The organism is Amaricoccus sp. (assembly GCF_017995835.1).
Taxonomy (GTDB): domain Bacteria; phylum Pseudomonadota; class Alphaproteobacteria; order Rhodobacterales; family Rhodobacteraceae; genus Amaricoccus.
Window position 1 is genome coordinate 1 of the sequence record NZ_JAGOID010000018.1, and the last position, 11,530, is coordinate 11,530.

General features: G+C 70.1%; 15 protein-coding genes and 1 pseudogene. 6 read left to right on the forward strand and 10 right to left on the reverse strand.

The features are described from left to right. The 3 genes from KBA23_RS04765 to KBA23_RS04775 all read right to left on the reverse strand — a co-directional run. Nucleotides 1–641, reverse strand: a 641-nt coding sequence (locus KBA23_RS04765; RefSeq protein ID WP_290737270.1) for a sulfotransferase family 2 domain-containing protein, incomplete at its 3' end; no start/stop codon positions are given. Beyond that, nucleotides 638–1,078 (reverse strand): very short patch repair endonuclease, encoded by a 441-nt coding sequence (locus tag KBA23_RS04770; protein WP_366935294.1) that lies wholly within the window; start codon nt 1,076–1,078, stop codon nt 638–640. The genes KBA23_RS04770 and KBA23_RS04765, both read right to left, overlap by 4 nt. Beyond that, nucleotides 1,075–1,344 carry a DUF2312 domain-containing protein gene (locus tag KBA23_RS04775; protein WP_290737272.1) on the reverse strand — a complete coding sequence of 90 codons (270 nt, stop codon included), beginning with the start codon at nt 1,342–1,344 and terminating at the stop codon, nt 1,075–1,077. The genes KBA23_RS04770 and KBA23_RS04775 overlap by 4 nt, the downstream gene beginning before the upstream one ends. A gap of 102 nt (nt 1,345–1,446) precedes the next feature. Between KBA23_RS04775 and KBA23_RS04780 the strand changes: the two genes are divergently transcribed. After that, nucleotides 1,447–1,662 (forward strand): hypothetical protein, encoded by a 216-nt coding sequence (locus KBA23_RS04780; protein ID WP_290737274.1) that lies wholly within the window; start codon nt 1,447–1,449, stop codon nt 1,660–1,662. A 200-nt stretch (nt 1,663–1,862) separates the two neighbouring features. On the opposite strand, the gene KBA23_RS04785 is transcribed toward KBA23_RS04780, so the two are convergent. Continuing rightward, complete coding sequence (locus KBA23_RS04785) at nt 1,863–5,312, reverse strand: pyruvate carboxylase (protein WP_290737276.1); 3,450 nt, start codon at nt 5,310–5,312, stop codon at nt 1,863–1,865. 255 nt (nt 5,313–5,567) lie between these two features. On the opposite strand from KBA23_RS04785, the gene KBA23_RS04790 reads away from it, so the two are divergent. Beyond that, the gene (locus tag KBA23_RS04790) at nt 5,568–5,987 is read left to right on the forward strand and encodes an Hsp20 family protein (protein ID WP_290737278.1); all 420 of its coding nucleotides are present in this window, start codon (nt 5,568–5,570) and stop codon (nt 5,985–5,987) included. 20 nt (nt 5,988–6,007) lie between these two features. Further along, complete coding sequence (locus tag KBA23_RS04795) at nt 6,008–6,235, forward strand: DUF1150 family protein (RefSeq protein WP_290737280.1); 228 nt, start codon at nt 6,008–6,010, stop codon at nt 6,233–6,235. A 103-nt stretch (nt 6,236–6,338) separates the two neighbouring features. Here KBA23_RS04795 and trxB read toward each other — a convergent pair whose 3' ends face one another. Further along, nucleotides 6,339–7,328, reverse strand: coding sequence for a thioredoxin-disulfide reductase (gene trxB, locus KBA23_RS04800; protein ID WP_290737282.1), 990 nt, complete (start codon nt 7,326–7,328; stop codon nt 6,339–6,341). 74 nt (nt 7,329–7,402) lie between these two features. Continuing rightward, entirely contained in the window at nt 7,403–7,810 is a 408-nt protein-coding gene (locus KBA23_RS04805) for a PLDc N-terminal domain-containing protein (protein WP_290737284.1), read from the reverse strand. Between the two features lie 157 nt (nt 7,811–7,967). Here KBA23_RS04805 and KBA23_RS04810 point away from each other — a divergent pair, with 157 nt between their 5' ends. Then, nucleotides 7,968–8,468 carry an Lrp/AsnC family transcriptional regulator gene (locus KBA23_RS04810; RefSeq protein WP_290737286.1) on the forward strand — a complete coding sequence of 167 codons (501 nt, stop codon included), beginning with the start codon at nt 7,968–7,970 and terminating at the stop codon, nt 8,466–8,468. Nucleotides 8,469–8,592: 124 nt separating this feature from the next. Here KBA23_RS04810 and KBA23_RS04815 read toward each other — a convergent pair. Beyond that, nucleotides 8,593–9,528: pseudogene (locus tag KBA23_RS04815) on the reverse strand (IS110 family transposase); the annotation flags it as partial. A 396-nt stretch (nt 9,529–9,924) separates the two neighbouring features. On the opposite strand from KBA23_RS04815, the gene KBA23_RS04820 reads away from it, so the two are divergent. Both KBA23_RS04820 and KBA23_RS04825 read left to right on the forward strand, forming a co-directional pair. Further along, nucleotides 9,925–10,155: an AbrB/MazE/SpoVT family DNA-binding domain-containing protein gene (locus tag KBA23_RS04820; RefSeq protein WP_290737288.1), complete on the forward strand. Its 231-nt coding sequence runs from the start codon at nt 9,925–9,927 to the stop codon at nt 10,153–10,155. Beyond that, complete coding sequence (locus KBA23_RS04825) at nt 10,152–10,556, forward strand: PIN domain-containing protein (RefSeq protein ID WP_290737290.1); 405 nt, start codon at nt 10,152–10,154, stop codon at nt 10,554–10,556. The genes KBA23_RS04820 and KBA23_RS04825 overlap by 4 nt, the downstream gene beginning before the upstream one ends. A gap of 110 nt (nt 10,557–10,666) precedes the next feature. Here KBA23_RS04825 and KBA23_RS04830 read toward each other — a convergent pair whose 3' ends face one another. Genes KBA23_RS04830 through KBA23_RS04840 form a run of 3 tightly spaced genes read right to left on the reverse strand, consistent with a single transcriptional unit; the run spans nt 10,667 to nt 11,492 of the window. Continuing rightward, complete coding sequence (locus KBA23_RS04830) at nt 10,667–10,993, reverse strand: type II toxin-antitoxin system RelE/ParE family toxin (protein WP_290737292.1); 327 nt, start codon at nt 10,991–10,993, stop codon at nt 10,667–10,669. Further along, the gene (locus tag KBA23_RS04835; protein ID WP_290737293.1) at nt 10,990–11,265 is read right to left on the reverse strand and encodes a type II toxin-antitoxin system ParD family antitoxin; all 276 of its coding nucleotides are present in this window, start codon (nt 11,263–11,265) and stop codon (nt 10,990–10,992) included. The genes KBA23_RS04830 and KBA23_RS04835 overlap by 4 nt, the downstream gene beginning before the upstream one ends. A gap of 23 nt (nt 11,266–11,288) precedes the next feature. After that, nucleotides 11,289–11,492: a hypothetical protein gene (locus KBA23_RS04840; RefSeq protein WP_290737295.1), complete on the reverse strand. Its 204-nt coding sequence runs from the start codon at nt 11,490–11,492 to the stop codon at nt 11,289–11,291. Nucleotides 11,493–11,530 lie beyond the last annotated feature (38 nt).

The following is an 11,530-nucleotide window of genomic DNA, read 5'->3' on the forward strand; positions in this document are numbered from 1 at the left end:
GGGCCAGCGCGCGCGACCGCGCCTCCCGGCGCGCCGATGGCGGCGAGAATGCGCGCGAGGTCGGCGTCGAGCGTCTCGACACGCCCGAGGATGTCGATCCGGTCGGCCAGCCCGGTGATCCGCGACTGGCGTATCCAGTGCGCGTTCTCGGCCTCTCCCCCGTCGGCGAGATAGCGGCAGAAGCCGCGGAAGCTCGCCCGCCCGCCGTCGAAGGTCGCCACCCGCGCCCCGAAGCGGTCGAGGTGCTTGTCGCCCTCGCGGAACTTGTCGAGATATGCCGAGAGCGTGCGCGCATACGGGTCGCGCACCATCGTGAAGACCAGATAGCGGCGCAGCCCGCGCAGTTCCCCGAGCCCCAGGTCGCCGAGATGCGTCACCCGCGTCTTGGCGTCGGCGAGGTCGTCGAGGCTGAGGCCCGGCTCGGGAAACCGCTCCGCCAGCGCCCGGAACACCGTGCTGTTCGCCGCTTTCGGCACCCGAAGATAGACGTAGCGCCCCGCGCGCGAGACCATCGTCCGGTCGTCGAGGATCGGCAGCGGCTCGTCCCAGAGCCGCGGCCTGAGCACGTAATAGGGCCGGCGCAGGAATCGCCCGAACGCGCGCAGCCGCCGCGTCGGCGACAGGGTCGGGGGCGGGCTCACCGTCTGGTTCCGCCCGGCGGCCCGAGGAACTCCGCGAGCCGCGCGGCCAGCGCGGCCCGGTTCTTCAGCCCGCATTCCCATACCGCGAGGCTCCGCCAGCCCGCCGCCGCCAGTGCTGCGCGCACGTCCGCGTCGCGGGTCCGGTTTCGCGCCACCTTGGCCGCCCAGTATTCCGCGTTTCGCCGCGGCGCCCGGGCGCCCCGTGCGCAGTCGTGGCCGTGCCAGAAGCAGCCATGCACGAACACCACGGCGCGCCGTGCGGGAAAGACCAGGTCCGGCGTCCCCGGCAGGTCCGCCCGGTGGAGCCGGAAGCGATAGCCAAGGCCGTGGAGCAGCCGCCGAACCACCATTTCCGGCCCGGTGTCGCGCCCGCGCACCGCGCGCATGACCCGGCTGCGCGCTTCGTCCGGGGTCGCGATGCGGGGCAGCGCGCTCACATGCCGAGCGCGTCGCGGTAGAGCTGGAGGATCGCCTCCTCCTCGCTCACGTCCTGAGGCTCGCGCTTGCGGAGCGCGATGAGCTTCTTCAGCACCTTGACGTCGTAGCCCCGGCCCCGCGCCTCGGCGAGAACCTCCTTGGCCTGCTCGGCGATCGCCTTCTTCTCGGCCTCGAGCCGCTCGATGCGCTCGACGAACTGGCGAAGCTCGGCGGCGGTGACCTTGTACTGGACGGTCGCGCCCTCGTCCTCGACGATGTCTTCCATGGATCCTGTCCCCGGGGGAGTTCGCCGGCGGTTCTACCGAGCGGCCCCCGCCCCGGCAAGCGCGGGTTGCGCCCGCCCTCGCCGGGGCCTATGGGGCGGGCCATGACCGTGCTCGTCGTCCTCGGGGTCCTCGTCGTCGTCGCCGGTCTCGCCGGCCTCGGCCACTGCATCCGCACCGGCTACGCCATCCGCCGCGAGAAGCCCGACCCGGAGGTCGCCCGCGCCCGGCTCCGGCGGCTCGTCGCCGTCAACCTCGCCTCCGTCGCCGCCGCCGCGCTCGGCCTGATGATGGTGGTGATGGGCCTCACGCTCGGCTGATCCGCCCTACTGCAGCCGGCGCCGGTCGGGGGGTGGTTTCCGCCGTCGCGAGTTCCGGCCCCTCATACCGGCGAGTCTACCCGGCCACCCGGCGCAACACGGGCTAACACGCGTGATAGGTATGGTAACTATCTGAGTACACAAGATAAAATTGCCAAAGGTCAAAAAAGTCCGCGAGTCGTTTCATGAGCCCGCCGGTTTCAGGCGAGGTCCAACTCGACCAGCAGATCCTTCGCGTCCACCTGGCTCCCCGGCTGGACGTGGAGCGCCTTCACCGTGCCGTCCCGCTCGGCATAAAGGCCGGTCTCCATCTTCATCGCCTCGATGGTGACGAGCAGGTCGCCGGGTTTCACCTCCTGGCCCGGCGCGACGCCGACCGAGGCGATCACTCCCGGCATCGGCGCGGCGACGTGGCCCGGGGCGCCCGGCTCGGCCTTCGGCCGCCTCGGGGCGAGGGCCTGCGCCTTGCGGTTCGGCACCCGGGCGGTGCGCGGCTGGCCGTTCAGCTCGAAGAAGACGCGCACCTCGCCGTCCTCGTTGGTTTCGCCGACCGTTTGCAGCCGGATCTCCAGCGTCTTGCCGGGGTCGATCTCGGCCGAGATCTCGTCCCCCGGCTCCATCCCGTAGAAGTAGACCGGGGTCGGCAGCGTCCGCACAGGCCCGTACTCGGCGTGCCGGGTGGCGTAGTCGACGAAGACCTTGGGATACATCAGGTAGCCGCAGAAGTCCTCGTCGTCGATCGACGTCTCCGGCAGCGTCGCCTTGAGCTTCGCCCGCAGCGCCCCGAGGTCCGCCGGCGGCATCACCGCCCCCGGCCGGTCGGTCGAGGCGGGCTCGCCCTTCAGCACCTTCCGCTGCAAGGCCTCCGGCCAGCCCCCCGGCGGCTGGCCGAGGTTGCCCCGCATCATGTCGACGACGCTGTCGGGGAAGGCGACCTCGACCTTGGGATCCTCGACCTGCGCCCGGGTGAGACCCTGCGCGACCATCATCAGCGCCATGTCGCCCACGACCTTGGACGAGGGCGTCACCTTCACGATGTCGCCGAACATCCGGTTCACCTCGGCGTACATCGCCGCGACCTCGTGCCAGCGCTCCTCGAGCCCCATCGAGCGCGCCTGCGCCTTGAGGTTGGTGAACTGGCCGCCCGGCATCTCGTGGAGATAGACCTCCGACGCCGGCGCCTTCAGTCCCGCCTCGAAGGCGGCGTATTGCGTCCTGACCGCCTCCCAGTAGTCCGAGATCGTCCGGATCGCGCCCATGTCGAGCCCGGTGTCGCGCTCGGTATGCTTCAGCGCCTCGACGATCGAGCCGAGGCAGGGCTGCGACGTCCCGCCCGAAAAGGCGTCCATCGCCGCGTCGACCGCGTCCACGCCCGCCCGCGCCGCGGCGAGGATCGATGCGGCGCCAATGCCGCTGGTGTCGTGGGTGTGGAAGTGGACCGGCAGCCCGACCTCCTCCTTCAGCGCCTTGATGAGCGCATAGGCGGCCGAGGGCTTCAGCAGCCCGGCCATGTCCTTGACCCCGAGCACGTGGGCGCCGGCGTCGCGCAGCTCTTTGCCCATGGCGACGTAGTACTTCAGGTCATATTTCGCCCGGTCCGGGTCGAAGAGATCGCCGGTGTAGCAGATCGCCGCCTCGCAGACCTTGTTCGCCGCGACCACGGCGTCCATCGCCACGCGCATGTTCTCGACCCAGTTCAGGCTGTCGAACACCCGGAACACGTCCACCCCGGACGAGGCCGCCTGCCCGACGAAGGCCTCGACCACGTTGTCGGGATAGTTGGTGTAGCCCACCCCGTTCGAGGCGCGCAGCAGCATCTGCGTCATCAGGTTCGGCATCGCCCTGCGCAGGTCGCGCAGCCGCTGCCACGGGCATTCCTGAAGGAAGCGATACGCGACGTCGAAGGTCGCGCCGCCCCAGCACTCCACCGAGAACAGCGTCGGCAGCATGTGCGCATAGGAGGGCGCGATGCGGATCATGTCGTAGGAACGCATCCGGGTGGCGAGCAGGCTCTGGTGCCCGTCGCGCATCGTCGTGTCGGTGACGAGCACCCGCTCCTGCGCCAGCATCCAGTCCGCGACCGCCTTCGGCCCGTGCGCGTCGAGAAGCTGCCGCGTCCCGTCCGATGGCGCCTCGGCCGGAACCGCCGGCGGCTTCGGCGCGCGCGCCTGCGCCGGCGGCTTCGGCCGCCCGGCGGTCTCGGGATGACCGTTCACGGTGATGTCGGCGACGTAGTTGAGGATCCGCGTCGCCCGGTCGCGCCGCCGTTCGAAGCGGAAGAGTTCGGGCGTCGTGTCGATGAACTTGGTCGTATAGCTGTAATCGAGAAAGCTCGGATGCTTGAGCAGGTTCTCGACGAAGGCGATGTTGGTCGAGACGCCGCGGATGCGGAACTCCCTGAGCGCCCGGTCGAGCCGCGCCACCGCGTCCTCCGGCGTCGGCGCCCAGGCGGTGACCTTTTCCAGCAGGCTGTCGTAGTAGCGGGTGATGACCGCGCCCGAATAGGCCGTGCCCCCGTCGAGCCTTATGCCCATCCCCGTCGCGCCGCGATAGGCGGTGATCCGGCCGTAGTCCGGGATGAAGTTGTTCTGCGGATCCTCGGTGGTGATGCGGCACTGGATGGCGTTGCCGTGCAGCGTGATCTCCGCCTGGCTCGCCATGCCGGTCGCCTCGGCGATCGTGGCGCCTTCCTCGATCAGGATCTGCGCGCGCACGATGTCGATTCCGGTCACCTCCTCGGTGACGGTGTGCTCGACCTGGATGCGAGGGTTGACCTCGATGAAGTAGAATGCGCCGCTGTCGCGATCCATCAGGAACTCGACCGTGCCGGCGCATTCGTAGTTGGCCGCGCGCGCGATCCGGAGCGCCAGTTCGCAGACGTATTCGCGCTGCTCCTGGCTCAGGTACGGGGCCGGCGCCCGCTCGACGACCTTCTGGTTGCGCCGCTGCACCGAGCAGTCGCGTTCCCAGAGGTGATAGATCGTGCCGAACTTGTCGCCGAGGATCTGCACCTCGACGTGCCGGGCGTTGACGATCATCTTCTCGAGATAGCCCTCGCCGTTGCCGAAGGCGGCCAGCGCCTCGCGCCGGCCCTCCAGCACCTTCTCTTCCAGTTCGCCCTCGTTCGCGACGGGCCGCATCCCCCGGCCGCCGCCGCCCCAGCTCGCCTTGAGCATGAACGGATAGCCGACCGCCGCGGCCATGCGGCGGACCTCGGCCATGTCGTCGGGCAGGACGTCGGTCGCCGGGATCACCGGCACGCCGGCCGCGATCGCCACCTTGCGCGCGCTGGCCTTGTCGCCGAGCATCCGCATCGTCGCCGAGGTCGGGCCGATGAAGGTGACGCCGTTCGCCTCGCAGGCCTCGACCAGCTCGGGGTTCTCGCTGAGGAGCCCGTAGCCCGGATGGATCGCGTCCGCCCCGCTCATCTTCGCCACGCGGGTGATCTCGGGGATCGACAGATAGGCGGCCACCGGGCCCAGCCCCTCGCCGATGCGATAGGCCTCGTCCGCCTTGAAGCGGTGCAGCGAGAGCTTGTCCTCCTCGGCGAACACCGCCACCGTGCGCTTGCCGAGCTCGTTCGCGGCGCGCATGACGCGGATCGCGATCTCGCCGCGGTTGGCGATCAGGATCTTCTCGAAGCTCGGCATGGGTGGCTGCCCTCGCTGGCGCCGCGAAGGGGACGCGACGGCCGGGATTCCCTACCCCAGCGCCGCCCGACAGACAATCGGCCGCGCCCGCTACGAGGCGCCGCTTCGCCTGTCGCCGCTTTCCTGGGCGCCGGTGTCGATCAGTCGAGCAGACGACGGTCTGTCTTGTTTTCGTCGGGAGCCGAACCCATCTCGATTCCAACGGGTCGCCTGTGCAGGGGCCCGGGTCGAAGTCGCTTCACGAGGACTCGCGCCATGACGAAACTGACGTTCGCGTCGCACCCGCATCTCCTTGGGTTCGAGCGGCTCGACGGTCTGGTCGAACGCAGCGCGAAGACCGGCGCGGATGGTTATCCGCCCTACAACATCGAGCAGACGTCCGACGCTTCCTACCGCATCACGCTCGCCGTGGCGGGGTTCTCGGAGGACGACCTCGCCATCACGCTGGAAGCAAGCCAGCTCGTGGTGAGGGGCCGGCAGAAGGACGAGGCCGAGGGCCGCGTCTTCCTGCATCGGGGCATCGCGGCGCGCCAGTTCCAGCGCAGCTTCGTGCTCGCGGACGGCGTCGAGGTTCGTGGCGCGGCGCTCGAGAACGGGCTCCTGCACATAGACCTCGAACGTGCCGCGCCCGAGACGGTGATCCGCACCATCGGAATCACCCGCAAGGGCCGCTGAATGCCACAGGAGGCAGAGACATGACGGACTTTCCCAGCTTCTCCGCCGAGGACGGCAAGCGCATCGTCTATGTGCGCGAGGTGAAGACCGCCGACCTTCCGGAGGAGATCCGCGCCCGCACCGGCGGGCTCGACCACCTCTACGCCATCCATGCCGAGGGCGGCGAGGTGCTGGCCCTGGTGCCCGATCGGGCCCAGGCCTTCGTTGTCGCCCGCCAGAACGAGTTCTCGCCGGTCAGCGTGCACTGACGCGATCTGGTCTCTCGCCGGAGGCGAGGGACCACGACCGGTCATCGCCGACAGGGTCGATGGATCGAGGCTGACGATCCGGCTCCTTCGTCCGGCGGCCGGCCTATTCGGCCGCCGCGACTTGCGCGGCGTCCGGCGCCGGCTCGCCCGCCGCGTCATGCGCTGCGAGGAACCGTTCGGCGTCGAGCGCCGCCATGCAGCCCATTCCCGCCGAGGTCACCGCCTGCCGATAGATCGGGTCGGCGATGTCCCCCGCCGCGAACACGCCAGGAACCGACGTGGCCGTCGATCCGCCGAACGTGCGGACATAGCCGCCGTGGTGCAGCTCCAGCTGACCCTCGACCAGCTGCGACGCCGGGGCGTGCCCGATGGCGACGAAGACGCCGTCGGCCTTCAGCTCCCGCGTCTCGCCGGTCCGCACGTCGCGCAGCCGCACCCCGGTGACGCCGAGCGGATCGGTCTCGCCGAGCACCTCGTCGAGGGCGTGATGCCAGATCGTCTCGATCTTGGGATGGCGGAACAGCCGCTCCTGGAGGATCTTCTCGGCCCGGAGCTCGTCGCGCCGGTGGACCAGCGTCACCTTGGTGGCGAAGTTGGTCAGGAACAGCGCCTCCTCGACCGCGGAGTTGCCGCCGCCCAGCACCACGACCTCGCGTCCCCGGTAGAAGAACCCGTCGCAGGTCGCGCAGGCCGAGACGCCGAAGCCCTTGAACCGCTCCTCCGAGGCGAGCCCGAGCCAGCGCGCCTGCGCCCCGGTGGCGAGGACCAGCGCGTCGGCCGTGTAGAGCGTGCCGCCGTCGCCCCAGGCCTTGAACGGCCGCTGCGACAGGTCGAGCCGGGAGATGTGGTCGGAGACGATCTCCGCCCCGGTGGCCCTGGCGTGGGCCTCCATCCGCTCCATCAGCGCCGGTCCCTGCACCTCGACGTCGCCGGGCCAGTTCTCCACCTCGGTGGTGATGGTGAGCTGCCCGCCCGGCTGGATGCCCTGGATCAGGATCGGCGCTAGCATCGCGCGCGCCCCGTAGACCGCGGCCGTGTAGCCCGCTGGGCCGGAGCCGATGATGAGCAGGCGGGTATGGCGAGTCTCGGGCATGGGGAATCCTCCGGCCCCGCGATATAGGCGCGCCGCGGCCCGGTGTGAAGCGTCCGGCCGCGGCGCGCCGGCCGTCACCCGGCGACCAGCCGTCCGCGCAGCGTCTTGAACTCCGCCTCGCTGATGCCGCCCTCGGCCTTCAGCTTGTCGAGCTTGGCGATCTCGTCCGCCACGCTGAAGCCGACGATGCTGCGGAGCTGGTCGCGCGCCGCCTCGGCCTGCTGGGCGTTGCGCCGGGCCATGCCGCCCGACTGCGTCAGCAGGTAGATGAAGATGCCGATGTACGGGAAGACGACGATCAGGATCACCCACATGGCCTTGGCGACGCCGGAGACGTCATGGCGGCGGAACAGGTCGAGCATCACCGTGATGGCGAGCCAGATCCACATGATGAAGAGGAAGATGAAGAGCAGATCCACGAGGAACGTCCCGAAGGTGACGCCCCCGATATGCATGCCCCGTTCGACGGTTGCAGTGTCCAATTCCGCCTCCGGCCCAGACATGGTTGCGCGGGTCTTGTGGCCTGCCCGCCGGGCGGGCGCAATCGCCGATCGCAGCGCCTCACGGCCTTATGTTGCTTGAAGGCGCAACTTTATTTCTGCTAGGAGCGGTCTGAACGCAATCAAACGGACCTGACCCATGCCGGGCGCCAAGCTCGACCCGATCGACCGCAAGATCCTCGCCGAACTCCAGGCCGACGGGCGCATGACCAACGTCGAGCTCTCGCGCCGCGTCGGCATCTCGGCCCCGCCCTGCCTGCGCCGCGTGCGCGCGCTGGAGGAGGCGGGTTTCATCCAGGGCTACCACGCCGCGATCAACGCGCGCGAGCTCGGCTTCGAGGTGCAGGTGTTCGCCATGGTCGGGTTGACCAGCCAGGCCGAGGCCGACCTCTCGGCCTTCGAGACCAGGTGCCGGTCGTGGCCGCTGGTGCGCGAATGCCACATGCTGAACGGCGAGATCGACTTCATCCTGAAATGCGTCGCGCCGGATCTCTCGACCTTCCAGACCTTCCTGACCGAGCACCTGACCTCGGCCCCGAACGTCGCGAGCGTCAAGACCAGCCTCGTCATCCGCTGCGCCAAGGACGAGCCGGCGGTCCCCTTCGACGTCTACGAGGCGCGGGCGCGGGCGCGGGACTGATTTCCGGCCTGATCGGCCCGGGCGTGACGGGGGCGGTCATCCCCTTGGAACGGCTCGAAAAATGCAGGCTGGAAGGCGGCTGGAATCGGGCTGGCGGCTGTATTGGCTGTCAAGCGGCGAACCTGCTTTTCTCGAAGGTGATGTCCTCGCGGATGAGCGCGTTTGCGATGGTTGCGAGGCGTCGGCCGGTTGCGATGATGGCGACCTTTGGCGGCTTTCCGGCGTCACGGAGGGCGCGATAGGCCGCCCTGAAGCGGGGATCGCAGCGGGCGGCGACCATGCCGGCCATGTAAAAGGCCGCTGTCAGGCATGGCCGTCCGCCGGAGATGGCGTTGCGTCCCGGCAGGCGGCCGCTCTGGTCCGGATGCGGGGCGAGGCCGGCGAGGCTGGCGGCGGCCTTCCGGTCGAGGGCGCCGAGTTCGGGCATGTCGGCGATGAGGATGCCGGCGATGCGGGGGCCGACGCCCGGGATCGAGACGAGGATCTCGCGGCGGCGGACGAGGGCGGGATCGGCGGCGATCGCGGCGTCGAGCCGGGCCTCGATCTCCTTGCAGGCGGCCTCGAGCGCGGCGATGACGATGCGATGGCCTTCGGCGATGGTCGCGTCGAAGGCCTGGCCGAGGCGGGTCTTCTCCATCGCCACGAGCTCGACGAGCTGGCGGCGGCGGGTGGAAAGCGCCTTCAGCGCCAGGGTTTGCGGCTCGGGGGCGGGGCGGAGGCGCTGGGGCATGGCGCCAGCAAAGCGCGCGATGAGGCCGGCGTCCAGCCGGTCGGTCTTGGCGATGCGCCCTTCGGCGGTGCGGAAGGCGCGGACCTGCCGCGGATCGGCGAGGCGGACCTCGAAGCCCGCGGCGACCAGCGCCGCGGTCACCGGCCAAGCGTAGGGCCCGATCGCCTCCAGCGCCACCCGGGCTGCGCCGCGGCCGCGCAGGGCCGCGATCAGCGCGGCGATGCCGGCGGCGTCGTTCGTGACGCGGCGGGCTCGGGCTGCCGGCTCGAAGCCGAGATCGAGGAAATGCTTGCCGACGTCGATGCCGGCGATGGGGGTGGGTGCGAGCATGGGTCCTGTCCTGTACGCGGACGCCCGCCGCGGCGGGGCCCGACCGACTGTTCGGATCGAACACTCCGGCGCCCGGGGACGAGCCAGCCAACGAACGTGCGCGGCTAGCCGGGGGCATGCCCCCGGCTAGCCGCGCAGACCGGGAATCAGGTCGACCGCCGGGCGCCGTGACCGCATGTGGGTGCGGCTGTCCTTCAGGTACAGGAATCAGGTCGACCGCCGGGCGCCGTGACCGCATGTGGGTGCGGCTGTCCTTCAGGTACAGGAATCAGGCTTGCCACTTTTTGACGGACGGCTGACGCGCGTTCACGACGGGGGCGCGGGCGGTCGTGTGGCGCCATTGCCCGGACCGACCGGAGGATATACATTGCGGTCGCGTATATCATGGAGCCGGCCATGCAGGTTTCGCGTTGGGGGAACAGCCTCGCGGTGCGACTTCCCGCGGGCGTCGTCGAGGCGCTGGGGTTGAAGGAGGGCGACGAGATCGAGATCGCGGTCGAGGATGGCCGCCGGTTCAACGTCCGGCGCAAGCCCGACCCCGAGGAAGTGCTCGCGCGCCTGCGCGGGCTCCGGGGCCGGCTGCCCGCCGACTTCCGCTTCGACCGGGAAGCAGCCAGCGAGCGATGAGCGGCGCGACGTTCTTCGACACCAACGTCATTGCCTATCTCCTGTCGAGCGACGCGAGGAAGGCGGAGATCGCCGAACGGCGGCTGGCGCAGGGCGGAACGATCAGCGTCCAGGTGCTGAACGAGCTCGCGAACGTGGCGCGACGCAAGGCGGGCCTCGGCTGGGGAGAGACGGCGGAGCTGCTCGCCGGGGTGAGGCGCCTCGTCGCCGTCGCGCCGCTGACGGTCGAGACGCACGAACTCGGGATGGCGCTGGCGGAGCGGCACGGCTTTTCCGTCTACGACGCCATGATCGTTGCGGCGGGGCTGCTCGCCGGGTGCGAGACGCTGCTGTCGGAGGACATGCAGGACGGGATGCTGGTGGCGGGGCGGATGCGGGTGGTGAATCCGTTCGCCGGTTGAGCAGGCGTCGGGACGACGGCGACGATACCGATCCACACCGACACCTCGCCGGCGATGCTCGACGTGCTCGCCAGGCTGAAGGGGTAGGCAGGGCGCGGTCGCGCGAGACGTCAGCCATCGTCGGCGAGAAGGGTCGCCGGGATGTCGCGGCTTGCGTGCAGGATGCGCCAGACGACCACCGCGTTCTCGGCCTCGACATAGAAGACGAGGTAGGGGAAGCGCCGGACCGGCCAGACCCGCAAACCCGGCAGGTCCAGCACGTGCCCGTACCGGGGCGAGCCGGAGTCCGGATGACCGCCGATATGGCCAAGGGCGCGCTCCACCGCCTGCGTGAAGCGGAAGGCGACGGCTTCGCCTGCTTCCGTGCGGCAGGCGAAGGCGCCGGCGCGGACGTCGAGACGCGCCGCGTCGCCGAGGTGGACAGGCTTCGGCGTCACGCGGCTCCCGCGTCGCGGATCTCGTCGCGCAGGGAGTCGAAGAAGGCCGCGTCGGCGAGGACCCCCGGCCCGGAGGCGGCGCCTTCGAGCAGGAGTTCGCGCAGGTGCTGGCGGTCCCGCTCGCGCCGGATCAGGTCGCGCAGGTATTCGCTGGCGCTGCCGTAGCCACGGGCGGCGACCTGCGCGTCGACGTAGGACTTCAGGCTGTCGGGGAGGGAGATGTTCATCGTGGTCATGGCGACGAGTGTGGGCGCGATGGCAAGATTTGGCAAGCCTTCGGTCCTGCGCTGGCTCACTACAGGGGAGGGAGCCACCGGGCGATCTCGGCCTTGACCTCCTCATGGGGGATTCCCTTGCCGGCCTCGATCTCGGCATTTCCCGCCTCGATCGCTTCGAGCACGTGGAGGCGGTAGGCGATCTCCTCGAAGGAGGCCGTGTCCGGGAGGGCGCTGATCGCGGCGAGGGCGGCCTGCCTGGGGGTTGGCGTGGGCCTGGTCATGGGCGGGAGGGTAGCGCAGGAGGAGGGTTTGGGGAAAG

Coding starts and splice junctions, on each gene's coding strand:
- KBA23_RS04840 (WP_290737295.1), bottom strand. CDS start 11,492: ATGACCAGGCCCACGCCAACCCCCAGGCAGGCCGCCCTCGCCGCGATC.
- KBA23_RS04780 (WP_290737274.1), top strand. CDS start 1,447: ATGACCGTGCTCGTCGTCCTCGGGGTCCTCGTCGTCGTCGCCGGTCTC.
- KBA23_RS04795 (WP_290737280.1), top strand. CDS start 6,008: ATGACGGACTTTCCCAGCTTCTCCGCCGAGGACGGCAAGCGCATCGTC.
- KBA23_RS04820 (WP_290737288.1), top strand. CDS start 9,925: ATGCAGGTTTCGCGTTGGGGGAACAGCCTCGCGGTGCGACTTCCCGCG.
- KBA23_RS04790 (WP_290737278.1), top strand. CDS start 5,568: ATGACGAAACTGACGTTCGCGTCGCACCCGCATCTCCTTGGGTTCGAG.
- KBA23_RS04810 (WP_290737286.1), top strand. CDS start 7,968: ATGCCGGGCGCCAAGCTCGACCCGATCGACCGCAAGATCCTCGCCGAA.
- KBA23_RS04825 (WP_290737290.1), top strand. CDS start 10,152: ATGAGCGGCGCGACGTTCTTCGACACCAACGTCATTGCCTATCTCCTG.
- trxB (WP_290737282.1), bottom strand. CDS start 7,328: ATGCCCGAGACTCGCCATACCCGCCTGCTCATCATCGGCTCCGGCCCA.
- KBA23_RS04785 (WP_290737276.1), bottom strand. CDS start 5,312: ATGCCGAGCTTCGAGAAGATCCTGATCGCCAACCGCGGCGAGATCGCG.
- KBA23_RS04775 (WP_290737272.1), bottom strand. CDS start 1,344: ATGGAAGACATCGTCGAGGACGAGGGCGCGACCGTCCAGTACAAGGTC.